Source organism: Microbacterium meiriae (genome assembly GCF_040702565.1).
GTDB classification, from domain to species: Bacteria; Actinomycetota; Actinomycetes; order Actinomycetales; family Microbacteriaceae; genus Microbacterium; species Microbacterium meiriae.
Genome location: NZ_JBFBLJ010000001.1, coordinates 840406 through 865297 on the forward strand (window position 1 = coordinate 840406; position 24892 = coordinate 865297).

At 70.0% G+C, this 24892-nt stretch carries 24 protein-coding genes; 19 read left to right on the forward strand and 5 right to left on the reverse strand.

Going from position 1 to position 24892, the window contains the following annotated elements; genetic code table 11:
• Positions 1-135 precede the first annotated feature (135 nt).
• From rplS to AB0310_RS04075, 8 genes are all read left to right on the forward strand, one after another.
• A complete protein-coding gene (gene rplS, locus AB0310_RS04040) occupies positions 136-486 on the forward strand; it encodes a 50S ribosomal protein L19 (RefSeq protein ID WP_025103348.1) in 351 nt (116 codons plus the stop codon).
• 119 nt (positions 487-605) lie between these two features.
• The gene (gene lepB / locus AB0310_RS04045; protein WP_187663992.1) at positions 606-1331 is read left to right on the forward strand and encodes a signal peptidase I; all 726 of its coding nucleotides are present in this window, start codon (positions 606-608) and stop codon (positions 1329-1331) included.
• Positions 1328-1987 carry a ribonuclease HII gene (gene rnhB, locus AB0310_RS04050; RefSeq protein ID WP_187663993.1) on the forward strand — a complete coding sequence of 220 codons (660 nt, stop codon included), beginning with the start codon at positions 1328-1330 and terminating at the stop codon, positions 1985-1987. Before lepB ends, rnhB begins: the two co-directional genes overlap by 4 nt.
• A 56-nt stretch (positions 1988-2043) precedes the next feature.
• Positions 2044-2370, forward strand: coding sequence for a DUF2469 family protein (locus AB0310_RS04055; RefSeq protein WP_017204525.1), 327 nt, complete (start codon positions 2044-2046; stop codon positions 2368-2370).
• Positions 2371-2481: 111 nt separating this feature from the next.
• On the forward strand, positions 2482-2844 hold the full coding sequence (locus AB0310_RS04060; RefSeq protein WP_315636919.1) for a YraN family protein: 363 nt from the start codon (positions 2482-2484) through the stop codon (positions 2842-2844).
• The gene (locus AB0310_RS04065; protein WP_187663995.1) at positions 2841-4370 is read left to right on the forward strand and encodes a YifB family Mg chelatase-like AAA ATPase; all 1530 of its coding nucleotides are present in this window, start codon (positions 2841-2843) and stop codon (positions 4368-4370) included. Before AB0310_RS04060 ends, AB0310_RS04065 begins: the two co-directional genes overlap by 4 nt.
• Positions 4367-5557, forward strand: coding sequence for a DNA-processing protein DprA (gene dprA, locus AB0310_RS04070; protein WP_366236632.1), 1191 nt, complete (start codon positions 4367-4369; stop codon positions 5555-5557). Before AB0310_RS04065 ends, dprA begins: the two co-directional genes overlap by 4 nt.
• 56 nt (positions 5558-5613) lie before the next feature.
• Complete coding sequence (locus AB0310_RS04075) at positions 5614-6516, forward strand: tyrosine-type recombinase/integrase (protein WP_280567136.1); 903 nt, start codon at positions 5614-5616, stop codon at positions 6514-6516.
• Between the two features lie 23 nt (positions 6517-6539).
• On the opposite strand, the gene AB0310_RS04080 is transcribed toward AB0310_RS04075, so the two are convergent.
• Positions 6540-6917 carry a murein hydrolase activator EnvC family protein gene (locus AB0310_RS04080; RefSeq protein WP_313362708.1) on the reverse strand — a complete coding sequence of 126 codons (378 nt, stop codon included), beginning with the start codon at positions 6915-6917 and terminating at the stop codon, positions 6540-6542.
• A gap of 534 nt (positions 6918-7451) precedes the next feature.
• Between AB0310_RS04080 and rpsB the strand changes: the two genes are divergently transcribed.
• From rpsB to AB0310_RS04125, 9 genes are all read left to right on the forward strand, one after another.
• Positions 7452-8393 carry a 30S ribosomal protein S2 gene (gene rpsB, locus AB0310_RS04085; protein WP_259951634.1) on the forward strand — a complete coding sequence of 314 codons (942 nt, stop codon included), beginning with the start codon at positions 7452-7454 and terminating at the stop codon, positions 8391-8393.
• A 41-nt stretch (positions 8394-8434) separates the two neighbouring features.
• Positions 8435-9262 (forward strand): translation elongation factor Ts, encoded by an 828-nt coding sequence (gene tsf, locus AB0310_RS04090; protein WP_187664000.1) that lies wholly within the window; start codon positions 8435-8437, stop codon positions 9260-9262.
• A 90-nt stretch (positions 9263-9352) separates the two neighbouring features.
• Entirely contained in the window at positions 9353-10069 is a 717-nt protein-coding gene (pyrH, locus tag AB0310_RS04095) for a UMP kinase (RefSeq protein ID WP_366236633.1), read from the forward strand.
• Positions 10070-10136: 67 nt separating this feature from the next.
• Complete coding sequence (frr, locus tag AB0310_RS04100) at positions 10137-10691, forward strand: ribosome recycling factor (RefSeq protein ID WP_187664001.1); 555 nt, start codon at positions 10137-10139, stop codon at positions 10689-10691.
• 5 nt (positions 10692-10696) lie between these two features.
• Positions 10697-11830 (forward strand): phosphatidate cytidylyltransferase, encoded by a 1134-nt coding sequence (locus AB0310_RS04105; RefSeq protein WP_366236634.1) that lies wholly within the window; start codon positions 10697-10699, stop codon positions 11828-11830.
• Positions 11831-11850: 20 nt separating this feature from the next.
• Positions 11851-12432: a DivIVA domain-containing protein gene (locus AB0310_RS04110; RefSeq protein WP_187664144.1), complete on the forward strand. Its 582-nt coding sequence runs from the start codon at positions 11851-11853 to the stop codon at positions 12430-12432.
• 66 nt (positions 12433-12498) lie between these two features.
• Entirely contained in the window at positions 12499-13191 is a 693-nt protein-coding gene (locus AB0310_RS04115) for an aggregation-promoting factor C-terminal-like domain-containing protein (protein WP_366236635.1), read from the forward strand.
• Positions 13192-13200: 9 nt separating this feature from the next.
• Positions 13201-13488, forward strand: a complete 288-nt coding sequence (locus AB0310_RS04120; protein ID WP_232089226.1) for an Rv1322 family protein — start codon at positions 13201-13203, stop codon at positions 13486-13488.
• 2 nt (positions 13489-13490) lie between these two features.
• Positions 13491-14207 (forward strand): alpha/beta hydrolase, encoded by a 717-nt coding sequence (locus AB0310_RS04125; RefSeq protein ID WP_315637164.1) that lies wholly within the window; start codon positions 13491-13493, stop codon positions 14205-14207.
• Positions 14208-14225: 18 nt separating this feature from the next.
• On the opposite strand, the gene AB0310_RS04130 is transcribed toward AB0310_RS04125, so the two are convergent.
• Positions 14226-15287, reverse strand: a complete 1062-nt coding sequence (locus AB0310_RS04130; protein ID WP_060922797.1) for an AI-2E family transporter — start codon at positions 15285-15287, stop codon at positions 14226-14228.
• A gap of 178 nt (positions 15288-15465) precedes the next feature.
• Between AB0310_RS04130 and AB0310_RS04135 the strand changes: the two genes are divergently transcribed.
• Complete coding sequence (locus tag AB0310_RS04135; RefSeq protein ID WP_366236636.1) at positions 15466-17409, forward strand: DUF8094 domain-containing protein; 1944 nt, start codon at positions 15466-15468, stop codon at positions 17407-17409.
• A 5-nt stretch (positions 17410-17414) separates the two neighbouring features.
• On the forward strand, positions 17415-18341 hold the full coding sequence (locus AB0310_RS04140) for a tetratricopeptide repeat protein (RefSeq protein WP_396654931.1): 927 nt from the start codon (positions 17415-17417) through the stop codon (positions 18339-18341).
• Between the two features lie 54 nt (positions 18342-18395).
• Here AB0310_RS04140 and glgB read toward each other — a convergent pair whose 3' ends face one another.
• From glgB to glgX, 3 genes are all read right to left on the reverse strand, one after another.
• A complete protein-coding gene (gene glgB / locus AB0310_RS04145) occupies positions 18396-20597 on the reverse strand; it encodes a 1,4-alpha-glucan branching protein GlgB (protein WP_366236637.1) in 2202 nt (733 codons plus the stop codon).
• Complete coding sequence (locus tag AB0310_RS04150; RefSeq protein WP_366236920.1) at positions 20594-22606, reverse strand: alpha-1,4-glucan--maltose-1-phosphate maltosyltransferase; 2013 nt, start codon at positions 22604-22606, stop codon at positions 20594-20596. Before AB0310_RS04150 ends, glgB begins: the two co-directional genes overlap by 4 nt.
• 121 nt (positions 22607-22727) lie before the next feature.
• Positions 22728-24800, reverse strand: a complete 2073-nt coding sequence (glgX, locus tag AB0310_RS04155) for a glycogen debranching protein GlgX (RefSeq protein ID WP_366236638.1) — start codon at positions 24798-24800, stop codon at positions 22728-22730.
• Between the last annotated feature and the right edge of the window lie 92 nt (positions 24801-24892).

Here is a 24892-nt window from a genome sequence, read left to right on the forward strand (position 1 = left end):
GAATGGTTCTTTGTGCCGTGACCGGCTCTGCCCCAGGGGAGCCCGCGGACGCGTCAGCGCCGTTCGGCACACTCCCATTCTTGTTCCTTCCTAATCCGTGCATCCGACCTGAGGCGAGTGCAGAGAGAGACGATCATGCAGATCCTCGACGCCGTCGACGCGGCTTCGCTCCGTTCCGACATCCCCGAGTTCTTCCCCGGTGACACCGTCAAGGTGCACGTCAACATCACCGAGGGCAACCGTTCTCGTATCCAGGTCTTCCAGGGCGTCGTCATCGGCCGCCAGGGCGACAGCGTCCGCGAGACGTTCACCGTCCGGAAGATCAGCTTCCAGGTGGGTGTCGAGCGTACTTTCCCCGTGCACTCCCCGGTGATCGACCACATCGAGGTCGTCACCCGCGGTGACGTGCGTCGCGCCAAGCTCTACTACCTGCGCGAGCTCCGCGGCAAGAAGGCGAAGATCAAGGAGAAGCGCGTCAACAACTGACGCGAAGCTTCTTCACAGCACCCCGGGACACGATGTCCCGGGGTGCTTTCGTTCTGTCCCCGGTGTGCGAACCTTGTTACTGCCGTGCGCTCACGGTGCACTCTTCGAGAAGGAACCGAATGACTGACTCTCCGTCCGCACGCCCGACACGACGGCGGCGCGGGTTCCTGGTCTTCCTCCGTGACGTGCTGGTCATCGTCGTCATCGCCGCGCTGGTGTCCTTCGTCATCAAGACGTTCGTGGTCCGATCGTTCTACATCCCGTCGGCCTCCATGGAGCGCACGCTGCTGATCGACGACCGCATCCTCGTCGACGAGCTCACCCCGCGCTGGACCGGCTATGAGCGCGGTGACATCGTCGTCTTCAAGGATCCGGGCGGCTGGCTCGACCCGATGCCGCAGACACCTGCACAGCCGCCGCTGGTCCAGGCCATCGACTGGGTGCTCACATTTGTCGGCATCTCGGCAACCGACACCCAGGACCATCTGGTCAAGCGGGTGATCGGCGTCGAAGGTGACCATGTGGTGTGCTGCAACGCGCTGGGGCAGATCACGATCAACGGTGCCCCGATCGATGAGCTGAGCTACCTGAACCTCCCCGAGGGCGACACCGCGGCCTCCAACGAACCTTTCGACGTCGTCGTGCCCGAGGACTCCGTGTGGCTCCTCGGCGACAACCGGGACCGCTCCCGCGACGCCCGTGCACACCAGGAGCTGCCCAGCGGCGGTTTCGTCCCGGTGTCCAACATCGTGGGCAAGGCGTTCCTGACGACCTGGCCGCTCGACCGCTTCGGACCGATCGACGGCCACCACGAGATCTTCAACGGAGTGCCGGACCCCGAATGACTGTCATCACGCCTCGACTGACCCTGGAGCGGAAGCTCCTGGGGGAGTGCGACCTGATCATCGCCCTCGACGAGGTCGGTCGCGGGGCGCTGGCCGGGCCGGTGGCCGTCGGGGCGGCGGTGATGGACGCCAAGGGGGCTCGTCGCCGCGTGCCGGAGGGGCTGCGCGACTCGAAGCTCGTCCCCGAGCGCCGGCGCCCCGACGTCGCCGCCCGCGCGGCTGCGTGGGTGCAGGCCTCGGGCGTCGGCTGGGCGACCGCCGCGGAGGTCGACGAGGTCGGGATCATGCGGGCGCTGGGCCTTGCCGCCTCCCGCGCCGTGCTGGCGGTGGTGGCGCAGGGTGCCACGGTCGAGAACGCTCTGGTCCTCCTCGACGGCAACCACGACTACGTCTCGCGCGTGCATCCTGGGCCCTTGAACGTCCGGCCGGTCGTCAAAGCGGACCGCGACTGCGCCTCGGTGTCGGCGGCGTCGGTGATCGCGAAGGTCGCCAGGGACGGGTACATGGCCGAGCTCCACGAGGATCACCGCGATTACCAGTGGGACCGCAACAAGGGATACGCGAGTCCGGAGCACCGGGAGGCCATCCGGTCGTTCGGCCTCTCACCGTTCCACCGTTCGTCGTGGGCGATCGCCGACGCACCGACGCTCTTCTGAGCGGTCGCGGCCGGGATGCCGCGACCGGCGCCCGCCGACCATAGGATGGACTCATCATGGATGAGGAAGCCTTCGACGACTACGACCGTGAGCTCGAGCTCGCGCTGTTCCGCGAGTACCGCGACGTCGTCTCTCAGTTCCAGTACGTCGTGGAGACCGAGCGTCGCTTCTACCTGGCCAACGAGGTCAACGTCGTGCGCCGGGACACCGAGCACGACTTCTACTTCGAGATCTCCATGAGCGATGTGTGGGTGTGGGACATCTACCGTGCGGACCGGTTCGTGAAGGCCGTCCGGGTGCTCACGTTCAAGGACGTGAACGTCGAGGAGCTGCAACGCCGCGAGTTCGAACTGCCGCAAGAGCTCTCGCTCGACGGGGAGTGACTCCAGCCGCCGTTCCTGCACAACGGTGACGTTCTCCGTTGTTTCCACAGCGGCCGGGCTGTCTGCTCCGGACCGCGGAGGTCACGGGGTGGCCCCGGGAATCCTGTGGGGATGGCAGCGAAAGACGACCTCGGGCGAGCCGGGGAACAGCAGGCAGCGGACTACCTGACGAAGCGCGGGTATCGCATCGTCGATCGAAACTGGCGGTGTCCACAGGGGGAGCTGGACATCGTCGCCGTCATCGGTCGGCACCTGTCCGTGGTCGAGGTGAAGACGCGGCGGTCGGCGGCCTTCGGGCACCCGTTCGACGCCATCGACGACCGGAAGCGCCGGCGGCTGTGGCAGCTCGCCTATGCGTGGCGGGCTGCGCATCCGGATCTGGCACGGGGACGGGTGCTGCGGGTGGAGGCGGTCGGCATCGTGGGGGCGGTTCCGGAGACCGCGTCCATCGAGCACCTCGAGGACATCGCGTGAGCACCGCTCGGACGTGGTCGGTGGCCCTCACCGGGGCGGAGGGGCATGTCGTCGAGGTCGAGGCCGACCTCTCGCCGCAGACGCCGGAGTTCCGCATCATCGGCCTCCCCGACAAGTCTCTGGGCGAGGCGGTGCAGCGCGTGCACAACGCCTGCGTGAACTCCGGGCTCTCGCTGCCCCGGCGGCGTCTGACGGTGAACCTCTCGCCGGCGAGTCTGCCCAAGCACGGGTCCGCCTTCGACCTCGCGATCGCGGTCGCCTCCCTCGCCGCGAGCGACATGCTCGCTCGTCGTGCCGTGCGGCAGACGGTGCACCTGGGGGAGGTCGGGCTGGATGGCCGTCTGCGGCCCGTCCCCGGTGTGCTTCCCGCGGTCTTCGCCGCTGCACGCGCCGGCTTCGAGCGCGTGATCGTGCCGCACGGCAACGCGACGGAAGCCGGTCTCGTCGCCGGCGTCGAGGTGCGTGCCGCCGCGTCGCTCGCCGAGGTGGCAGTCTGGCACGGGGCCGAGGTGGAGGTGCCGGATGTCGAGCCGGTCCCGGGACCGCAACCGCCGGAGGAAGGGTCGGACGACCGCGACTTGAGCGATGTCCTCGGGCAGGAGGAAGCCGTCGAGGCCCTCATCGTCGCGGCCGCGGGCGGCCACAACATGCTCCTGAGCGGTCCGCCGGGAGCAGGCAAGACGATGCTCGCCGGGCGACTGCCCGGGATCATGCCGCCGCTGACCGAGCAGGAGGCCATCGAGGTCGCTTCCGTGCGCTCCCTCTGCGGCGAGGCCGTGACCGGGCTCGACCACCAGCCTCCGCTGGTCGCTCCGCACCACAGCGCCTCGGTGGCGGCGATGGTCGGAGGCGGGTCGCGGACGGCGCGCCCCGGCGCGGTCGCACGGGCTCATCGGGGCGTGCTCTTCCTCGACGAAGCGGCCGAGTTCCCCCGGGTGGCCTTGGACGCGCTCCGTCAGCCACTCGAGACCGGCTTCGTCGACGTGCATCGATCCGGCTTCGTCGTGCGGTTCCCGGCGCGGTTCCAGCTGCTCCTGGCGATGAACCCGTGTCCGTGCGGGAACCGGGGGGTGCGTGACGGCGACTGCATCTGCCCACCGCAGGCGCTGCGACGCTACGCGACTCGCCTCTCCGGGCCATTACGCGATCGTCTCGACATCGATCTGCCGGTCTCGCGCGTCGCCGCCTCACGCTCGCTCGCGGGGGAGCGCTCCGGGGTGACCACCGTCGAGGCCCGGCGCCGCGTCGGCGAGGCGCGCGCTCGAGCGGAGCGGCGATGGCGTGGCACGCCCTGGCGACGCAATGCGGAGGTTCCCGGGACCCTGCTCCGGCACGGCGGATTCCGCCTCCCGCCAGACGCGCGGGCCGGTCTCGATCGGGCACTGGAACGAGGGGCGTTGACGCTCCGCGGATACGACCGCGTCCTCCGGGTGGCCTGGACCATGGCCGACCTCGCCGGACTCGACCTCCCCGGAACGGACGAGATCGGCCGCGCGCTCCTTCTGCGGACGGGGGTGGCGCGGTGATCGACGAACTCGTCTCTCAGCAGGATGCGCTCGACGCCGCTCGGAGACTGCGCGGCACCGACGACGTGGCGGAGGCGCTCGCACGTGTCGCCTGGTCCGTCATCGCCGATCCCGGGGACGCCGTCGCCGCGACCCTCGTGCGCGAGTTCGGACCGGCCGACGGCATGCGTTTCGCTCTCGACGCGCGGGGACGGTCATGGCCGATGGTCCGCGCCGCGGGCGCACGACGGGCGCTCGACGAGGCGCGGGTGCGGTGGCGACAGCGTGCCGATCCGGCGGCTGTGATCGATGCCCTCCGGCGGGCGCAGACGGCGGGCGCCCATCTGCTCCTTCCGGGAGATCCCGACTGGCCGCTCGCCGTCGACGATCTCGATACGGAGGCTCCGGTGGTGCTGTGGGCGCGCGGGCGCCCGGAGCTCCTGACCAGCGCGTCACGCGTCGCCATCGTGGGCGCCAGGGCGGCCACCGCCTACGGGGAGCGCGTCGCCGCCGACCTCTCCGGCGACCTGGCCGCCGCGGGGACGGCTGTCGTGTCGGGCGGCGCGTACGGCATCGACGGGGCAGCCCACCGCGCCGCGTTGACTGTCGGTGGGGGGACGATCGCGGTTCTCGCCGGAGGCGTGGACCGCCCGTACCCCGCCGGGCACCGCAACCTTCTCACGCGGATCGCGGTCGACGGGGTCGTGGTCAGCGAGGTGCCCTGCGGGACGGCGCCGACCCGGTGGCGCTTCCTCGCCCGCAACCGACTGATCGCGGCACTGGGGCAGGCGACGGTGGTCGTCGAGGCCGGGTGGCGCAGTGGCTCCCTCAACACGGCGGGGCACGCGGCAACGCTCGGCAGGCCACTCGGCGCGGTGCCCGGTCCCGTCACCTCCGCCTCGTCGGCCGGCTGTCATCGGTTGCTCCGCGAGTACGACGCGGTGTGCGTCACCTCCGCGGCGGAGGTGGCGGAGATGCTCCCGACCGACGCGCGGTCGCCGCACGCACACGATGCCACGGAGGAGGGGCGGGTCCTGCTCCTCCGTGCCCTGAGCACCCGGACCGCTCGGACGGAGGCGGAGCTCGCGCAACGCGCGGATCTCACCGTCGAGCGGACCAGGGCACTGCTCGGCCTCCTCGATCTCGACGGCCTTGCGCGGCGGGACGGGGACGGCTGGCGCGGGATCGGCGCGGCACGGACGTCATAGGACGGCTCGCGGCGGGGCGCGCGGCTCGGGGGGCGGGGGCGGGCCAGGGTGGAGGTATGGACTTCGCGGTCGCTGTCGAGGCGTTCGCCGACCACCTGGAGAAGGTGCGCCGGCTGTCGCCCGCGACCGTGAAGGCGTATCGCTCCGACCTGCGGGACCTCGGGGCGAGCGTGGCGGGCGGTCCGGTGGACCGGATCGACCTGGAGATGCTGCGTGAATGGCTGTGGCAGGCGACCCAGCGCGGCGACGCGCGAGCGACCCTGGCCCGACGTGCGGCCACCGCGCGAGCGTTCTTCGGCTGGGCGCGCGAGCAGGACATCATCCCCATCGACCCGAGTCTTCGGCTCGTGGCGCCGAAACGGGCCAAGACGCTGCCGACCGTGGCATCGAAGGACGCGATGTCCGAGCTGTTGGAACGCCATCGGCAGGCCGCATCCTCGGGCGAGCCCGTCGCCCTCCGTGACCACGCCGTCCTGGAGCTTCTCTACGGCTCCGCGGTCCGCGTCTCCGAGCTCTGCGGTCTCGACATCGACGACCTCGATCTCGACCGCGGGACGGCTCTTGTGCGGGGCAAGGGCGACAAGGAGCGCGTCGTGCCATTCGGTGCCCCGGCCAGGGATGCACTCGGTGCGTACCTGCGCCGCGCTCGCCCGGCGCTCCTCAGCAGGGCCGCGGGTGCCTCGCCTGCCGTCTTCCTCGGAAGCCGCGGCGCCCGGCTGGGACCGCGGACGGTCTACGAGGTGGTCGCCCGTGCGCTCGCACCCGTCGTCGGCGCGGAGACCGTCGGGCCGCACGCCCTCCGCCACACGGCGGCGACGCATCTGCTCGACGGCGGCGCCGACCTGCGCGCCGTGCAGGAGATCCTGGGGCACGCGAGCCTCGGCACGACGCAGATCTATACGCATGTCTCGGCGGAGCGGCTGACGGCGACGTACCGGCTGGCGCATCCTCGCGCCTGAGCGGCTGCCCGCTCGGTCGGAGATCAGGTCCCGCAGCAGGGCAGGAGACGGGCCCGCAGGACGGCGCCGAACAGCAGCATCGGGTTGATGTACTCCCCATCGCGCCGCACACCGACATGCAGCGCGCCAGGAGCCGTGTGCCCACCTGTGGAGACCCGACCGATCTCCTGACCCCGGCTGACCGTGTCGCCCGCCCGGAGCGAAGACTCCAGCGGCTCGAACGAGCTCACCAGGCCGTCTGTGTGTCGGATGGTCAGCACGGGACGATCGACGACCACGCCCTGGAATGCGACCACTCCGTCCGCCGGAGCGCCGACAGCGGTACCGACGGCGGCGGTGACGTCCATGCCCCGGTGTCCGGGACCGTAGGCGTGCGCCGGTGCGCGATACGCGGCGCTCACATGGCGGCCACCGTCGACGGGCCATCGCCATGCACCCTCCGAGGCGGAACTGTCGGCCGGGGACGGGCCGGAGCGGGATGCCGTCGCCGTGTGTACGGACGCAGGGGCGGCGAGTGGGGCGCCGCCGCCGCCCAGAAGCACGAGACAGGCGAGCGCCGCCGTGATCGCGACGCGAGCGGCACGAGACGAGTGTGAACGGACAAGGTGAGGGGAACCCGAAGGAGAAGGCATGCGGTGAGTGTGCGCCGGGGGCGATCGCGCGGACCGGACGCCCGGGGAAGAACCCTGTAGCGGGGGAGAAGGGCGAGGATCGCGCTCCTGTGCAGGACGAGCCGGCGGCGCATGATCCTGTATGCTGGACGAGCACCTCGATCTCGGGGTGACTACGCGTGCCCAGAGCGACTCCGTCGTGGCATCCACTCCCGCAGGTCCCGTTCTCCGAACGGGTGGGCGTGAGCCGGGCACCAGGATGTCCGACCGTCCGGTCGGCATGACAACCTCAACGGCGCTCCGCGCCAGAATCAGGAGACGACCATGGCTGTGGTCACCATCCGCCAGCTGCTCGACAGCGGCGTGCACTTCGGACACCAGACCCGTCGGTGGAACCCGAAGGTGAAGCGCTTCATCCTCACCGAGCGCAGCGGCATCCACATCATCGACCTCCAGCAGTCGCTCGGCTACATCGACAAGGCGTACGACTTCGTCAAGGAGACCGTGGCGCACGGCGGCACGATCCTCTTCGTCGGCACCAAGAAGCAGGCGCAGGAGATCCTCGCGGAGCAGGCCACGCGCGTCGGCCAGCCCTACGTGAACCAGCGCTGGCTCGGCGGCCTCCTCACCAACTTCTCCACCATCGCGAAGCGTCTCGCCCGCATGAAGGAGCTCGAGGAGCTCGACTACGAGAACCCCTCCGCCTCCGGCTTCACGAAGAAGGAGCTGCTGCTCAAGAAGCGCGAGCTGGACAAGCTCCACAAGTCGCTGGGCGGTATCCGCAACCTCACCAAGACCCCGTCCGCCCTCTGGGTGGTCGACGCCAAGCGTGAGCACCTCGCCATCGACGAGGCCAAGAAGCTCGGCATCCCGGTGATCGGCATCCTCGACACCAACGCCGACCCGGACGACTTCCAGTACCCGATCCCCGGCAACGACGACGCCATCCGTTCGGTGTCGCTGCTGACGCGCATCATCGCCGACGCCGCCGCCGAGGGCCTGCAGCAGAAGCACAACCCGGAGTCGGGCGACGCCGAGCCGCTGGCCGAGTGGGAGAAGGAGCTCCTCGAGGCTCCCGTCCAGGAGTCCGCTGACGCCGCCGAGGTCGTTACCGCCGACGACGAGGCCGCTGTCGTCGAGACCCCTGCCGCCGACGCCACCGCCGCCGACGAGGCCGGTGCCGAGGCGCACGACGAGGCGATCGCCGCCGCTTCCGGTGAGGAGACCGCCGAGGTCGCCGCCGCCGAGGCCGCAGACGCCAAGTAATCCCTCGTACACCCACACAACGAAGCAAGGAGCCACCACACATGGCCAACTTCACCATCGCCGACCTCAAGGCGCTGCGTGAGCAGCTCGGCACGGGAATGGTCGACACCAAGAAGGCACTCGAGGAGGCCGACGGCGACGTCGAGAAGGCCACCGAGATCCTGCGCCTGAAGGGTGCGAAGGGCAACGCCAAGCGCGCCGACCGTTCGACCAGCGAGGGCCTCGTCGTCGCTCGCGAGCAGGACGGCGCCGTGACGCTCGTCGAGCTCGCCTGCGAGACCGACTTCGTCGCGAAGAACGAGCGCTTCATCGCGCTGGCCGACAAGGTCGCCGACGCCGTCGCCGCCGTGAAGGCCGACTCGGTCGAGGCCGCTCTGGCCGCTCCGGCGGGCGACAAGACCGTCGAGCAGCTCATCTCGGAAGAGGCCGCCATCATCGGCGAGAAGGTCGAGCTCCGTCGCGTGCGCACCGTCACCGGTGACAGCGTCGAGGTCTACCTGCACCGCACCAGCAAGGACCTGCCGCCGCAGATCGGTGTCGTCGTCGCCTACACGGGTGACGACGCCGAGACTGCGCGCAGCATCGCCCAGCACATCTCGTTCGCCAACCCGTCGTACCTGTCCCGCGAGGACGTGCCGGCGGATGCGGTCGAGAAGGAGCGCGAGATCGTCACCGAGATCTCCCGCAACGAGGGCAAGCCCGAGGCCGCTCTGCCGAAGATCGTCGAGGGCCGTGTCTCCGCGTTCATCAAGCAGGTCGCCCTGCTCGAGCAGGACTACGCGAAGGACAACAAGCTCTCCGTCGCCCAGGTGGCGAAGGACGCCGGTATCACCGTGACGGACTTCGCGCGCTTCAAGGTCGGCGCGTAGCACTGTCGAAGGGGTTCGGATCGCTCGATCCGAACCCCTTCTTCATGCCCACCAGGCACTATCTTGAATCGGGACGAGAGGACATCCCCCATGACTGAACGCACCGGACGCCGTCGCGTCCTCCTCAAGCTCTCCGGAGAGGCGTTCGGCGCCGGGCAGCTCGGCGTCAACCCCGACGTGGTCAGCCAGATGGCGCGCGAGATCGCCGCTGCGGTCGACCGGGTCGAGGTGGCGGTCGTCGTTGGCGGCGGCAACTTCTTCCGCGGGGCCGAACTCAGCCAGCGGGGCATGGACCGGGGGCGGGCCGACTACATGGGCATGCTCGGCACCGTGATGAACGCGCTCGCGCTGCAGGACTTCCTGGAGCAGGCGGGCGCGGCGACGCGCGTGCAGTCGGCGATCTCGATGACCCAGGTCGCCGAGCCCTACATCCCGCGTCGCGCGGAGCGGCACATGGAGAAGGGCCGCGTGGTCATCTTCGGTGCCGGTGCGGGCCTGCCGTACTTCTCCACCGACACGGTCGCCGCGCAGCGCGCACTGGAGATCGGTGCGCAGGAGGTCCTCGTCGCCAAGAACGGCGTCGACGCGATCTACACCGCCGACCCGAACAAGCACGCCGACGCCGAGCGAATCGAGCGCGTGACCTACCGCGATGCGCTCCAGCAGGGCCTCAAGGTCGTCGACTCGACGGCGTTCAGCCTGTGCATGGACAACAACATGGACATGCGCGTCTTCGGCATGGAGCCGCCGGGCAACGTCACCCGCGCTCTCCTGGGCGAGCCCATCGGCACGCTCGTCACCGCCTGAGCGCCTGCACGGGACGGGGGCCCGCTCCCGATAGAATTTCCAGAACACCCCGACGATAGGAGCCACCGTGATCGCGGACGTCCTCGCTGAAACCACCACCCGCATGTCCCGGGCCGTCGAGGCTGCCAAGGAGGACTTCTCCACGGTGCGCACGGGTCGTGCGAACCCGCAGCTCTTCCAGAAGGTGCTGGTCGACTACTACGGCACGCCGACGCCGCTCGCTCAGCTCGCGTCGCTCGCGAACCAGGAGGCGCGCACGCTCATCATCACGCCGTACGACAAGTCGGCGCTGAAGGCGATCGAGCAGGCCATCCGCGACATGCCGAACCTCGGCGCGAACCCGACGAACGACGGCAACCTCGTGCGCGTCACGATGCCGGAGCTCACGGCGGAGCGCCGTAAGGAGTACGTCAAGCTCGTGAAGTCGAAGGCGGAGGACGCCAAGGTCCACGTCCGCGGCATCCGCCGGAAGGCGAAGGACGAGCTCGACGGGCTGAAGAGCGAGCTCGGCGAGGACGAGATCTCCCGTGGTGAGAAGGAACTCGACGCGCTGACCCGTCAGCACGTCGACCTCATCGACGACGCGCTGAAGCGCAAAGAGGCAGAACTCCTCGAGGTGTAGTCCGCATGTCCGACGAATCGCGAGGCACCGACGAGGGCGCTCCGGTGGCGCGGCCGGAGGTCGGCCCCGACGGCGGCGTGCCGCTCGGCGACGCGGCCTTCCCGGCCTTCGACGCCGACCGCGTGCCCCCGCGACCGCCGCTTCCGGCGACGCCGGGTGCAGCGCCGGTGACCGCCGACCGGCTGGACACCGCGGATCACAATGCGATCCGCGAGCAGTGGCGCCAGGCGCGGGACGAGTTCGGCACGCACGTGTCGCATGCGCGGGATCAGCTCGACCAGGCGAACGAACGCATCAAGCAGCGCACCGGACGTGACCTCGTCCTCGCGATCCTGATCGGCCTCGCCTTCGGTGCGGCGCTCCTCGGCTCGCTGCTCTTCATCAAGGCGCTGTTCGTCCCGTTCGCGTTGGCCGCGGCGCTCCTCGGCGTCTACGAGCTCTCGCGCGCGCTGCGCGCCGCCGGGCGTCGCGTCGACGTGATCCCGCAGTTGATAGCGGCGACCTTCCTCGTGCTCTCCGCGTACTTCGCGGAGCCCTGGCTGAGCTGGGTCATGCTGTTCGTCTCCGTGGCGTTCGTCATCGTCTGGCGCCTGCTCGCCCAGATGGTCGCGAAGGATGGGCGCACGTACGGCGATGTGCTCACCGACGCCGTGATCGGCGGGTTCGTGCAGGTGTACGTGCCGTTCCTCGCGGGTGTGGCCCTCATCCTGCTCGAGCAGGAGGGTGGCCAGTGGTGGGTGCTCAGCTTCATCGCGATCGCCGTGGCGGCCGACACCGGCGCTTACGCCGCGGGGCTCGCGTTCGGGCGACACCCGATGGCGCCGCGGATCAGCCCCAAGAAGACCTGGGAGGGCTTCGGCGGTGCGGTGGTGGCGTCGCTCGCGGCGGGCGTCCTCCTGGCGATTTTCCTGCTCGACCTGCCCTGGTGGGGCGGTGTGATCTTCGGGGCCGCGATCCTGCTGTCCGCCACGCTCGGAGACCTCGGCGAGTCGATGCTGAAGCGGGATCTCGGGATCAAGGACATGAGCTCCTGGCTCCCCGGGCACGGTGGGCTCCTCGATCGGCTGGACAGCATCCTGCCGTCGACCGTCCCGGCCCTCTGCCTGTACTTCCTCCTCTCTCCCTGGTTGGTGCTGTGATGAACGACAGTGGTGCTGTGATGAACGACGACCGTCGCGAGGTCGCCACGCAACGCGCGGCCACGCCGGCCTTCGCGCTCACGACCGGACGCACGAAGGGGTACCACCGTGCGGCGGTGGACGGATTCCTCGCCTCGGCGCGGCGGGCGTTCGAGAGCGGCGCTGACGATCTCACGGCCGATGACGTCCGCACCGTCTCCTTCCCCCTCGTCAAGGAGGGGTACGTGGTGGCTGACGTCGATGCGGCCCTCGGACGGGTCGAGGACGCGTTCGCCGCCCGAGAGCGGGAACGCGCCGTGCGGTCTCTCGGAGCGGGCGCCTGGGTGGAGCAGGCCAGAGCCGACGCGCAGGTCATCCTGGACCACCTGGCGCGTCCACGTCGCCACCGGTTCGCCCGTACCGGCTTCCTCACGTTCGGGTACCGCGTCGACGAGGTCGACCACGTCACCTCCCGGATCGTCCGCTACCTGCGGGACGGCGACGCGCTGTCCGCTGAGCAGCTGCGGTCCGCAGCGTTCCGCATGCAGCGTGGCGGCTACCGCGAGGAGCAGGTCGACGCGCTCCTGGACGCCACCATCGACGTGATCCTGGCGGTCCGCTGAGCCGTCTGATGGCCTCTTCAGGCAGGTATGCGTAAACTGTCCTCCATCGTGAACTCCCGAAACGACATGATTCCCGAACGAAGCGACGCCGTGCTGGTACCCGCAGCCACGGCTGAATCAGCCTCCCGCGGCACGCGCCGCTGGTCGCGCCGCCGCGGTGTCGTGGGCGTCTTCAGCTCGCTCGCGGTCGTCGCATTCGCGGCCGCGATGGTCGCGCCCACCGGCGTCGCGCTCGCTCAGCCCGTCGCCACGGAGGCCCCGGACTCCGTGTATGCGGTGGCCCTGGCGGACACCCAGAACCTCACGGTCACGGTGGAGGGCGCGGCGATCACTCCCGTCGAGCGCGGCTCCTTCGACGTCTACGTCAAACCCAAGCCGAAGCCCAAGCCGAAGCCGGCCCCGGTGACCACCTCCTCGTCGTCGTCCGAGGGCTCGCAGGGCGGGTCGTCCGGGGGCGGCGGACTCCCGCCGTACAGCGGCGGAGGCGCACCTGCGGAGTGGATGGCGGCCGCCGGGATCGCGCAGGGCGACTGGCAGTACGTCGACTACATCGTCTCGCGGGAGAGCGGCTGGAACCCCAACGCGACGAACTCCTCCTCCGGTGCCTGCGGCCTCGTCCAGGCCCTGCCCTGCAGCAAGGTGCCGGGGAACGGCTACAACCCGGTCGACAACCTCCGCTGGGCGACCGGATACGCCACGGGTCGCTACGGCAGCTGGGCCGGCGCGTACAACTTCTGGGTCACCAACCACTGGTGGTGAGCCGGCACCATGCCCCGCTCACGCCGACGTCCTTCCGCGCGCCCTGAGGGCGAGGACTCGTTCGACCGTCTCCTCGCCGGCTGGAAGCGCACCGAGGTCCGCCGGGGCGTGGAGTGGACGGTGCAGCCCGTCTCCGCGCTCCAGGCGCAGAAGGCGTACATCTGCCCGGGCTGCGGACGATCCGTCGAACCGGGTACCGCCCATCTCGTGGCCTGGCGCGCCGACGGCGTGCTCGGCGATGCCGCAGCCCTGGCTGACCGCAGACACTGGCACAACCACTGTTGGAGGATCGCATGACCATGGAGATCCGGGGACCGCTGGAGCTCCCGGCGCGCCGCGAGGACATCGAGCTGCACACCGCGGACGGCCTGACGCTCGTCGGCGAGCTCGCGACGCCGGAAGCCGCAGTCCCGGTGGCGACGCTGGTCACGCTGCACCCGTTGCCGACCGCCGGTGGCTTCATGGATTCGCACATCATCCGCAAGGCGTCCGCGCGTCTTCCCGCCCTGGCCGATCTCGCGGTGCTGCGGTTCAACACCCGTGGCACCACCTCGCCGCGCGGCACCAGTGAGGGGACGTTCGACGGCGGCGCTGCAGAGCAGTTCGACGTCGCGGCCGCCATGGACGTCGTCCGCGACCGCGCGCTGCCGCGCCCCTGGCTCGTCGGGTGGTCGTTCGGGACGGAACTCGCCCTCAAGTACGGTGCCGACCACGACATCGAGGGCATCATCCTCCTCTCGCCGCCGCTGCACCGCGCGACGGCGGAGGAGGTCGCCGCCTGGGGGGAGACCGGCCACCGCGTGGTCATCCTCGTGCCCGAGTTCGACGACTACCTGCGCCCGGCGGAAGCGCGGGAGCGCTTCGCGACGATCCCGCAGGCGCAGCTGATCGCCGTGGAAGGGGGCAAGCACCTGTGGGTGGGGGAGACGCAGACGCGCCGGGTGCTCACCGAGATCGTCGCCGCCGTCAATCCGTCGGCGCTGCCGCTGCCGACCCACTGGCCGGCAGCGGACTGACGGCGAGGCCCGCCCCGGTCACCGCTCGTTCATGCGCGGGATGAGCACCTGCCGGTAGAGGATCAGGATGCTGGCCGCCACGGGAATCGCGATGAGCGCCCCGAGCAGGCCCAGCAGGCTTCCTCCCGCGAGGGCTGCCACCACGACGACGGCGCCGGGCACGGAGACGGCGCGGCTCATGATGCGCGGCGAGATCACGTACGCCTCGATCTGCATGTAGATCAGGTAGTAGATCGCCGCCGCGAGAGCCGTGCCGGGGGAGCCGAGGCCCGGGATGAGGCAGACGAGGACGATGATCGTCGAGCCGGTCAGGGTGCCCACCAGCGGGATGAGCGAGAAGAAGAACGCGACGACCGCGAGAACGGCGGGGAACGGCGCGTCGATGATCGTCAGGTAGATCGCGCTGAGGACGCCGTTGATGACGCCCTGGCTGACCTGGCCCATGACGTAGTAGCCGACCGAGTCGGTGATCTGCTCGGAGAGATCGATGAAGCGATCCCGCTTGGACGCCGGGACGAGCTGGTACACCGCGCGCTTGAGCGACGGTGTCGAGGCCGTGAGATAGATGGTCAGGATGAGGACGATGAAGGCGCCGAACACGCCGCTGAGCACGGCGCCGCTGGCGATCAGCACGCCCTGACCGATAGACCCGCCGATCTCCGCGAGATTGGTCGTCAGCCAGTCCTCCACATACGCGAAGACGTCGTCGACGAGGAGGTTCGGGAATGTCTCCTGGATCCAGCTCCTCAGATCCTCGATCGCGGTTCCGCGCTGCACGATCGCCGTGATCTGGGCGATGAGCTGCGAGATCTGGTCGACCAGCACGGGCAGCACGATGAGGATGATCCCGACGAAGACGGCCAGCACGGCGACGATCGTCACGAGGACCGCGAGCCAGCGGGGCAGGCGTCGACGCTCGAGGAACGTGACGAGAGGGTCGAGGCCGAGGCTGAGGAAGAGGGCGGTGCCGATGTAGAGCAGCACGGTCGACAGCGTCTGGACGCTGCTGATCAGGACGATCCCGAGCCCCACGCCGAGTGTCGCCACGAGGGCGGTGCGGAACGGGTTGTGGATCTTCATGCAGACTCCTCGGTACGGCTGCAGCAAGGCTACCCATGCCGCGGCTCGACGCGCCGCCGACGTGCCGGACGACGGACGAGGGAGGGCCCTCGTGGTCAACACACAGGTGTGTTCGCTAGTCTGAAATGTCGAGTGTGGCGTCGTGGGCGGGAAGCCGCGATGCGTGAGGAGACTATTCGTGCGTTTCGTATGGGCCGTGGTGGCCTTCGTGCTGGCTGCCGTGCTGATCGGTGCGGGGATCGCCCAACGCACCATCTTCGTCGGCCCTTCGTCCGAGGAGGCTCGCGTCGACATCGAGGAGCCCGCGCCCTTCGTTCTCCTGGACGGCGACGTCCTGCGGATCAACGCCGGCGCGCAGAAGCTGCTCATCCGCGGCGAAGGGGAGATCTTCACCAGCTACGGGCGCACGGCCGACATGGAGGCCTGGCTCTCCGACTCCGAGTACAACCACGTGACCGTCGGGGACGAGGACGAGCTCGTCGTCGAGCATGTCGCCGCAGCAGACGACGAGGGGTCCACCGAGACGCCGGCGCCCGAGACGACCGCGACCCCGGCGCCGGAGGAGGACGCCGACGCGCCCGCGGGCCGGAACCCGGCCGGCTCCGATCTGTGGCTCGACTCCTTCAGCGAGGAGAACTTCCTCGCCACTGACAAGATGCAGCTCCCGGAAGGGACCAGCGTGCTGATCGCCTACGACGGCACCAAGGACGCGCCGGACGACATCGTGGTCTCCTGGCCGCTGGACACGCGGACGCCGCTGGCGGGCCCGCTCATGGCGGCAGGCGGGTTGGTGCTCCTCGTGGGCCTGGTCCTGTACGTGCTCGCGATCCGTCACCAGCGCCGTGGCCGCGGCCCGCGCCGGAAGGGGCCTGGGCCGCTTCCCACGACGCAGCCGATCGACGTGGCGGCCCTTCCGCCGTCCGAGCGCGAGGCCCTGGAGGCCGCGGACGGCGAGCAGGCGCCGACACCGGCGAGGAAGGACGACGTGGAGGACGCGGAGATCGTCGACGAGAAGGAGCAGGACGGGAAGAGCACGATGCGTGCTGAGCGCCCGAGGCGTCGTCGGCGCCTGCTCGCCCTCCCCGCTCTCGGTCTGACCGCCCTGCTGGCCTCCGGCTGCACGGCGGAGTCCTGGCCCGAGTTCGGGGCCCCCTCCGCATCGCCGTCTCCGACCCCGACCGTGATCGCCCCCGAGAACCAGAAGCCGCCGGCGGTCACCGAGACGCAGGCCGAGCGGATCCTCCGGGAGGTCTCCGAGACCCTGGTGCAGGCCGATGAGGCGAAGGATCTGGACCTCGCGGCCACCCGCCTCGACGGCGCACCTCTCACGACGAGGACGACTGACTACGCCCTGCGCGCGAAGCTGCCGGATCGGGCCGCGCCCGCCGCGATCCCGACGGACGACGTCGAGGTGGTCCTCCCCGAGGCGACGGACCGCTGGCCACGCACCGTCCTCATGCTCTCGAAGAGCACCGGCGACGACACCGTGCCGCCGGTGGTGCTGACCATGACGCAGGCAGACCCCTGGTCCAACTACAAGGTCACGAACATGGCGGAGATGTCGGCGGACGCGGCGTTCCCCGAAGTGGCGGCCAGCTGGCTGGGGACCTCGCTGGTCCCGGCGGATTCGGCCTTCCTGTCGGTGCCGCCGAACGAGGTCGCCGCGGCTTTCGCCGACGTCGTCGACAACGGTGAGAAGAGCGCCTCTTACGGGCAGTTCGACGATCTGGCGCTGAACCTGGCGACATCGATCAGGGACAGCCGACAGAGCCTGGTGAAGGGACTCGCCGACGCCGGGGCTGCGAAGACGTCCAAGGCCGCGTTCGACATGAAGCCGACGACGGCGGAGCCCGTCTCGATGACGACGCTGGACAGCGGCGCCATCGTCGCGGTCTCCGTCCTCGATGTCGAGACCATCACGCCCACGTCCTCCGATGTCGTCATCCGCTTCGGTGACAACAAGGAGGCCAAGGCGCTCACCGGGGCCAACGAGTCCGCGAAGGGCGCCCAGACGACCTATGAGTTCCAGCTGTTCTTCGCCGTCCCGTCCCAGGGGTCGAGCGAACCGATCCGTCTCCTGGCGTCCCGTCAGGATCTCGTGTCCGTGAAGGTGATCAAGTGAGTGAGATGTCTCCCGCGGCCCTGCGTGGCGCCGTCGATCTGTCCAGCCTGCGCAACCGTCCGTCCCCGCCGGCGGGTGGTGCAGCGGCCCCCGCGACCGCACCGGTGGCTGACGTCGTCGTCGACGCGACCGACGAGAACTTCGGTCAGGTCCTGGAGCTGTCGCGCACCGTCCCGGTGGTCGTCGACCTGTGGGCCGAGTGGTGCGGGCCGTGCAAGCAGCTGAGCCCGATCATCGAGAAGGTCACTCGGGAGCTCGGCGGCCGCGTGCTCCTGGCGAAGGTCGACGTCGATGCGAACCCGCAGCTCGCGCAGAGCTTCCGCGCGCAGTCCATCCCGATGGTCGTCGCCCTCATCGCCGGCCAGCCGGTGCCGATGTTCACGGGCGCTGTACCGGAGCAGCAGGTGCGTGAGGTCTTCGCGCAGCTGCTCCAGGTGGCGGCGCAGAACGGCGTCTCGGGAACGCTCCCCGTCGGCGACGCCGAGACCGGGGAAGCCGAAGCCGCTGCCGAGCCCGAGCTGCCGCCGCTGCACGCGGAGGCGTTCGCCGCCATCGAGCGCGGCGACTACCGTGCGGCCATCACCGCCTATGAGAAGGCACTCGCGGAGAACCCGCGCGACGAGGACGCCATCGCCGGCCTGGGCCAGGTCCGCCTGCTCGACCGTGTGCAGGGACTCGACCTCCAGACCGCCCGAGCCGCGGCCGCAGCGGCTCCGCTGGACGTGCAGGCCCAGTTCGACGTCGCGGACCTCGACCTCGCCGGTGGACATGTCGACGACGCCTTCGGCCGGCTCCTCGACCTGTTCGCTCAGCTGCCGTCCGACCAGCGCACTCCCGTCCGGGAGCGTCTCGTCGAGCTCTTCGGCCTCATCGGCGCCAGCGACCCGCGCGTGATCGCGGCTCGGAACCGACTCTCCTCGCTGCTCTTCTGATCGGCCCGCGCGGGGATCGTTCCTCCGCGCAGACCGATCGTCGCCGGCCGTCCGTCAGCCGTTGTTCACCGTCGGCACGTGCGGCTCGGGCTGGTGGCGGAGCCAGAGCGTCGACAGCGCGGGCAGCGTGATCGACGCCGTGGGGGCGCCGGCGTCCGCGGGCTCGGCGATCACCATCCCGAGGTTGCCCGACCCCCGTCCGCCGTAGGCGACGGCATCGGAGTTCAGGATCTCCTGCCACACGCCCTCTCTGGGCAGCCCGAGACGGTAGCCGGTGCGCTCCACTCCAGCGAAGTTGCTGACGACGACGAGGCGCCCGCCGTGCGCGTCCCGTCGTTCGAAGGCGATGACCGACGGGTCCCGACTCGGGGCGCCGAGGCGGGTGAACCCGGAGCCGTCGTTGTCGCGCTCCCAGAGCGGGGCCTGCGACCGGTACACCCCGTTCATCGCGGCGACGAAGTCCTGCAGCTGGGCGTGGGAGGGCTGGTCACGGAGCCACCAGTCCAGCTCCCGACCCTCCGACCACTCCGCGAGCTGACCGAACTCCTGTCCCATGAACAGCAGCTTCTTCCCGGGATGCCCCCACATGTAGGCGAGGTAGGCACGGACGTTCGCCAGCTTGTGCCAGTGGTCGCCCGGCATCTTGGACAACAGGCTGCCCTTGCCGTGCACCACCTCGTCGTGGCTGATGGGCAGGACGTAGTTCTCGCCGAACGCGTACACGAACGAGAACGTCATCTCGCCCTCGTGGTGCGCGCGGTACATCGGATCGCGTCCGATGTACTGGAGCGAGTCGTTCATCCAGCCCATGTTCCACTTGAAACCGAACCCGAGGCCGGCGTGATCCGTCGGCGCCGTGACGCCGGGGAAGCTCGTGGACTCCTCGGCGATCATCAGGATGCCGGGGTGGAGCCGGTAGGCGGTGGCGTTGACCTCCTGGAGGAAGCGGATCGCCTCGAGGTTCTCGCGTCCGCCGTGGATGTTCGGCTCCCACTCGCCCTCCCGGCGCGAGTAGTCGAGGTAGAGCATCGACGCCACGGCGTCGACCCGCAGGCCGTCGACGTGGAACTCGTCCAGCCAGTAGAGGGCGTTAGCGACGAGGAAGCCGCGTACCTCGGGCCGGCCGTAGTCGAAGATGAGTGTGCCCCAGTCCTGGTGCTCGCCGCGGCGGGGGTCGGGGTGCTCGTACAGGGGCTGGCCGTCGAAGCGGGCCAGCGCGAAGGCGTCCTTGGGGAAGTGCCCGGGGACCCAGTCCATGATGACGCCGATGCCGGCCTGGTGCAGGCGGTCGATGAGGTAGCGCAGGTCGTCGGGGGAGCCGTACCGGCTCGTCGGTGCGTAGTATCCACTGACCTGGTAGCCCCACGAGCCGCCGAACGGATGCTCGGCCAGCGGCATGAACTCGACGTGGGTGAACCCCGTCTCCTGCACGTGTGCGATCAGCGGATCGGCCATCTCGCGGTAGCCCAGCCCCTCGCGCCAGGAGCCGACGTGCACCTCGTACACCGACAGCGGCTGCGCGACGGCATGGGTGGCGGCGCGACGGGTCATCCACGCGCCGTCCTGCCAGGCGTAGGACGAGGCGGTGACGACCGACGCGGTCTCCGGCGGCACCTGCGCCGCCAGCGCCATCGGGTCGGCCTTGAGGATCCAGGCGCCGCTCCGGGTGCGGATCTGGTACTTGTAGCGGGTGCCGACGGGCAGGTCGGGGATGAAGATCTCCCAGACGCCGCTGGCGCCGAGCGAGCGCATGGCGTGGCTCTCGCCGTTCCAGCCGTTGTGATCGCCCACGACCCGGACGGCCGAGGCATCGGGGGCCCAGACCGCGAAGGACACGCCCTGTTCGTCGCCCTGCGTACGGGGATGCGCCCCCAGCGCCTCCCACAGACGCTCGTGCCGCCCCTCGGCGATGAGGTGCAGGTCGAGTTCGCCCAGTGTCGGTGCATGCCGGTACGGGTCGCCGGAGACGATCTCCTCCTCGCCGCGGTAGCGCGTCGCGATGCGGTAGGGGAGCGGCGGCCCTGGGTGCGTGCCCTCCCAGAGGCCGTGCGCGACGTGGGACAGGGCGAGTCGGCTTCCATCGCTGAACACGGCCTCGACGCTCTCGGCGAGCGGTCGGCGGACGCGGATGGCGGTGACGGTACGGTCGGCGGCATCCTTGGCGGGGTGCGCGCCGAGCAGGGAATGCGGGTCGTGATGCTGACCGGCCGCGACGGCCTCCCACTCGGCGTTCGGGGTGTCCTCGATGCGGCTCATGCGCGCTCCCTCACCTTCAGGATGTGGACGGGCTCGGCGAAGGCGTCGAGCCGGACGTAGTTGTGATCGCTCCAGGTCCAGACAGCGCCGGTCAGGAGATCCTCCACCTCGAAGGTCTCGCCCAGGGGGACTCCCCAGCGCGTGGTGTCGAGGTGGACGGTGGTCTCGCGCACCGAGTGCGGGTCGACGTTCGCGACGACGATGAGGGTGTCCGGTCTCCCGGTACCGGTGAAGGCGGCGTCGAGATGCTTGCTGAACACGAGGATGGCGTCGTCGTCGCTCCAGTGCAGCTCGAGGTTGCGGAGCTGGCGCAGCGCGGGATGCGCCGCACGGATCTCGTTGAGCCGCCGGAGCAGCGGGGCCAGCGACTCCCCGCGTTCCTCGGCTCCCGCCCAGTCGCGGAACTTGTACTCGTACTTTTCGTTGTCGATGTTCTCCTCGGAACCCGGGCGAGCCACGTTCTCGACGAGCTCGTACCCCGCGTAGACCCCGTACACGGGCCCTGCCGTCGCGGCGATGCAGGCGCGGATGCGATACGCGGCGCGTCCGCCGAACTGGAGGTACTCGGTGAGGATGTCGTGGGTGTTCACGAAGAGGTTCGGACGCATGTAGTCGGCCGTCTCGTGGGAGATGGAGTTGAGGAACTCCTCCAGCTCGGATTTGGTGTTGCGCCAGGTGAAGTAGCTGTAGCTCTGCTGGAAGCCCACGGCGGCGAGCGCGCGCATCACGGCGGGCCGGGTGAAGGCCTCGGCGAGGAAGATGACGTCGGGATCCGTCGCGTTGACCGTCGCGATCAGCCACTCCCAGAACTGGAGCGGCTTGGTGTGCGGGTTGTCCACGCGGAAGATCCGCACACCCTCGGCCACCCAGTGCCGGACGATCCGGAGCATCTCGGCCGCGATGCCCTCCGGGTCGTTGTCGAAGTTCAGCGGATAGATGTCCTGATACTTCTTGGGCGGGTTCTCCGCGTACGCGATGCTGCCGTCCGGGAGGGTGGTGAACCACTCGGGGTGTTCGCGGACCCACGGGTGGTCGGGGGATGCCTGCAGCGCGAGATCCAGGGCGACCTCCAGCCCCTCCTTCCGCGCGGCGCGCACGAACGCGCGGAAGTCCTGCGGGGTGCCGAGGTCGGGATGGATGGCGTCGTGCCCTCCTTCAGTGGCGCCGATCGCGTACGGCGAGCCCGGGTCTCCCGCCTCGGCGACGAGCGTGTTGTTGCGCCCCTTGCGATTGGTGCTGCCGATGGGGTGGATCGGGACGAGGTAGATCACATCGAAGCCCATCCCGGCGACCTCGGGCAGGCGCTTCGCCGCCGTGCGGAACGTGCCGCTGCGCACCGTGCCGTCCTTGAGCCGTCTGGCACCTTCGGAGCGTGGGAAGAACTCGTACCAGGCGCCCACGCCCGCACGGGTGCGCTCGACGCGGAGGACCTGCTCCGCGGAGAGGGAGCGGAGGGTCGCGATCGGGCGGTCGCGGAAGATCGTTGCGAGTTCGGGGTCGACGGCCATCGCCGCAGTGGTGGTGGCGTCGCCGGCCTGGAGCTCATCGGCTCGGACGCGCAGGCGCGTGCGCTGTGCCGCGGGGCGATCCTTCTCCGCCGCGGCCCGCCGCAGCAGCTCCGCGCCGAGCGCGGCCATCACCTCCACATCGACGCCTGCGGCGACCTTGACGTGCGCGGCGTGCGCCCAGGTGGCGAAGTCGTCGGAGAACGCCTCGAAGTGGAAGTGCCAGACGCCCTCCGCGTCGAGGGCGATCTCCGCCTCCCAGCGGTCGGTGCCGTCCGCGAGGGCGGTGAGCCGGTGCAGGCTCTCCTCGCCGGTCGGGGACGTCAGCCGCACGTGCACGCCGATGAGGTCGTGACCTTCCCGGAAGGCGACCACGCGGAACGGCACGACCTCGCCGGCGAAGGCCTTGGCCGGGAAGCCACCGGGGACCGCGGGGCTCCCGTCGAGCAGCGGGATCCGCGTCGTGCGCAGCGCTCCGGGGCGGTCCGCGTCGGCGGCGCGCATCGGGATCTGAACGGGGCTCCGCAGAGCCGTGGGCCGGGTTCCAGCACGAGCAGTCACATGCCGAATCTACCGGTCGGGCGTGCGGGAACCTACCGCTCGACCAGGGCGGCGAACCGTGCTATCACTCGACGCGGAAAAGGCGCATCGAGGTGCCGGGGATCGGCAGGACCTCGCCCGGCGCGAAGGTCTCCACCGCGTCCGACGGCCGCTCATCCGCGCTCGACCAGAGCGAGACGAACCGCGTGGCGCCGTCGATGTCCTCCGGGAGCCGGACGTCGATCGGAGCCTCCGTGCCGTGCACGATCAGCAGGATCCGGTTCGCGGCTTCCTTGTCCGGCGTGGACGCGGCGACGTACTGCAGGGTGCGGTTGCCGGGGTCCGTCCACTGGGCCGGCTCCATGGTCGCGCCGTCCTGGTCGTACCAGTCCATGACCGACGCGTTCGGGATGTGCTCGCCGAGGCGCGCGTACCGGCTCGGGCGCAGCGCGGGGTTCTCCTCACGGAGCCGGAGGAGGCGCGCGACGTGGGCGCGGAGGTCCTCCTGCCACGGCTCGAACTCCCAGGAGAGCCAGGACAACGGAGAGTCCTGCGCGTAGGCGTTGTTGTTGCCTCGCTGCGTCCGTCCCACTTCATCCCCGGCGGTGAGCATCGGGATGCCGGCCGAGAGCAGCAGGGTGCCGAGCAGGTTGCGCATCGCCTTCCGCCTGGCGGCGAGGATCATCGGATCGTCGGTGGGGCCCTCCACGCCGTGGTTGAAGGACCGGTTCAGATCCGCGCCGTCGCGGTTCTGCTCGCCGTTGGCCTCGTTGTGCTTCACGTCGTACGACACGAGGTCGTGGAGTGTGAAGCCGTCGTGCGCGGTGACGAAATTGATGCTCGCGAGCGGTCCCCGATCCTCGCTGAAGGTGTTGGACGAGCCGGCCAGACGTGTCGCGAAACCGCCGATCCCCACCGGTGCCGAGGCCCGCCGGGCGTAGTCGATGTCGCTGAGCCAGAAGTTGCGCACCCGGTCGCGGTAACGGTCGTTCCACTCATGCCAGCCCGAGGGGAAGTTCCCGGTCTGCCAGCCGCCCAGACCGACGTCCCAGGGTTCCGCGATGAGCTTGGTCTCCGCGAGCACGGGGTCGGCGGCGATCGCCTGCAGAAGGGGATGGTCGGGGGTGTAGGTGTGCGCGCCGTCGCGGGCGATCGCCGTGGCCAGATCGAAACGGAATCCGTCGATCTGCATCTCCTCGGCCCAGTACCGGAGGGAGTCCACGACGAGGCGCGCCCCGGCCTCGGTGGCGGTGTTGAGCGTGTTGCCGCATCCGGTGGTGTCGATGTAGACGCCCGCGTCGTCCTGCCGGTAGTACCGGGCGTTGTCGAGGCCGCGGAGGCTGGAGCGCGGGCCGCCGATCCCCTCCTCGGATGTGTGGTTGTACACGACGTCGAGGATCACCTCGAGACCCGCTTCGTGCAGCAGCCGCACCATGCCCTTGAACTCGGCGATGATCGCCTCGGGCCCGGCCTTGCGCGCGCCCTCGGTGGCGTACGCGGCGTGCGGTGTGAAGAAGTTCAGGGTGTTGTAGCCCCAGTAGTTGGTCAGACCACGCTCGAGGAGTCGGGGTTCCGGGACGAATGCGTGGACGGGGAGCAGCTCCACCGAGGTCACCCCGAGCGTGCGGAGGTGCGCGATCATGGCGGGATGCGCGAGGCCTGCATACGTCCCGTGCAGCGCCGGCGGGATGTCGGGGTGACGCTTGGTCAGCCCTTTCAGGTGGCCCTCGTAGATCACGGTCCGGTCGGCCGGGACCCGCGGCTTGGTGGAGTCGCCCCAGTCGAAGCCGTCCTCGATGACCACGCCGCGCCACTCCTGGTAGCCGTGGCCCTGGGCGAGACCACGCGCGTACGGGTCGAGGAGCAGCGTCTCCGGGTTGAACGTGTTGCCGGGGCCGTGCGGTCCCTCGACCCGGAGGGCATACCGCACGCCCGGCTGGAGCAACGGCGTCGTGACCTCCCAGACCCCTCCGGGCCGCCTTTCCAGCGCTGCCTGGTCGACCACCCAGTCGAGGTCCGTGGCGTCGAACACGACGAGCTCGACGGCCGAGGCGTTCTGCGACCAGACCCGGATCGTGCCGACGCCGTCGTGCAGGCGAACGCCGAGATCGTCGAGGGTCGCCCCACCGGGCACGACGGAGGCGGGGGACGAAGGCATGGATACACCCTAAACGTGTTGCATTTCAGTCTCATGACAGGACGCACCCGGTCTCACGCCCAGACGGAGCGTTCGCCGCGCGGATCGGGGAG

What these genes read in the sequence shown, in the direction of transcription:
- rplS (WP_025103348.1), top strand. Translation starts at nt 136, where the DNA reads ATGCAGATCCTCGACGCCGTCGACGCGGCTTCGCTCCGTTCCGACATC.
- lepB (WP_187663992.1), top strand. Translation starts at nt 606, where the DNA reads ATGACTGACTCTCCGTCCGCACGCCCGACACGACGGCGGCGCGGGTTC.
- rnhB (WP_187663993.1), top strand. Translation starts at nt 1,328, where the DNA reads ATGACTGTCATCACGCCTCGACTGACCCTGGAGCGGAAGCTCCTGGGG.
- AB0310_RS04055 (WP_017204525.1), top strand. Translation starts at nt 2,044, where the DNA reads ATGGATGAGGAAGCCTTCGACGACTACGACCGTGAGCTCGAGCTCGCG.
- AB0310_RS04060 (WP_315636919.1), top strand. Translation starts at nt 2,482, where the DNA reads ATGGCAGCGAAAGACGACCTCGGGCGAGCCGGGGAACAGCAGGCAGCG.
- AB0310_RS04075 (WP_280567136.1), top strand. Translation starts at nt 5,614, where the DNA reads ATGGACTTCGCGGTCGCTGTCGAGGCGTTCGCCGACCACCTGGAGAAG.
- rpsB (WP_259951634.1), top strand. Translation starts at nt 7,452, where the DNA reads ATGGCTGTGGTCACCATCCGCCAGCTGCTCGACAGCGGCGTGCACTTC.
- tsf (WP_187664000.1), top strand. Translation starts at nt 8,435, where the DNA reads ATGGCCAACTTCACCATCGCCGACCTCAAGGCGCTGCGTGAGCAGCTC.
- pyrH (WP_366236633.1), top strand. Translation starts at nt 9,353, where the DNA reads ATGACTGAACGCACCGGACGCCGTCGCGTCCTCCTCAAGCTCTCCGGA.
- AB0310_RS04105 (WP_366236634.1), top strand. Translation starts at nt 10,697, where the DNA reads ATGTCCGACGAATCGCGAGGCACCGACGAGGGCGCTCCGGTGGCGCGG.
- AB0310_RS04110 (WP_187664144.1), top strand. Translation starts at nt 11,851, where the DNA reads ATGAACGACGACCGTCGCGAGGTCGCCACGCAACGCGCGGCCACGCCG.
- AB0310_RS04115 (WP_366236635.1), top strand. Translation starts at nt 12,499, where the DNA reads ATGATTCCCGAACGAAGCGACGCCGTGCTGGTACCCGCAGCCACGGCT.
- AB0310_RS04120 (WP_232089226.1), top strand. Translation starts at nt 13,201, where the DNA reads ATGCCCCGCTCACGCCGACGTCCTTCCGCGCGCCCTGAGGGCGAGGAC.
- AB0310_RS04125 (WP_315637164.1), top strand. Translation starts at nt 13,491, where the DNA reads ATGGAGATCCGGGGACCGCTGGAGCTCCCGGCGCGCCGCGAGGACATC.
- AB0310_RS04130 (WP_060922797.1), bottom strand. Translation starts at nt 15,287, where the DNA reads ATGAAGATCCACAACCCGTTCCGCACCGCCCTCGTGGCGACACTCGGC.
- AB0310_RS04140 (WP_396654931.1), top strand. Translation starts at nt 17,415, where the DNA reads ATGTCTCCCGCGGCCCTGCGTGGCGCCGTCGATCTGTCCAGCCTGCGC.
- glgB (WP_366236637.1), bottom strand. Translation starts at nt 20,597, where the DNA reads ATGAGCCGCATCGAGGACACCCCGAACGCCGAGTGGGAGGCCGTCGCG.
- AB0310_RS04150 (WP_366236920.1), bottom strand. Translation starts at nt 22,606, where the DNA reads ATGCGCGCCGCCGACGCGGACCGCCCCGGAGCGCTGCGCACGACGCGG.
- glgX (WP_366236638.1), bottom strand. Translation starts at nt 24,800, where the DNA reads ATGCCTTCGTCCCCCGCCTCCGTCGTGCCCGGTGGGGCGACCCTCGAC.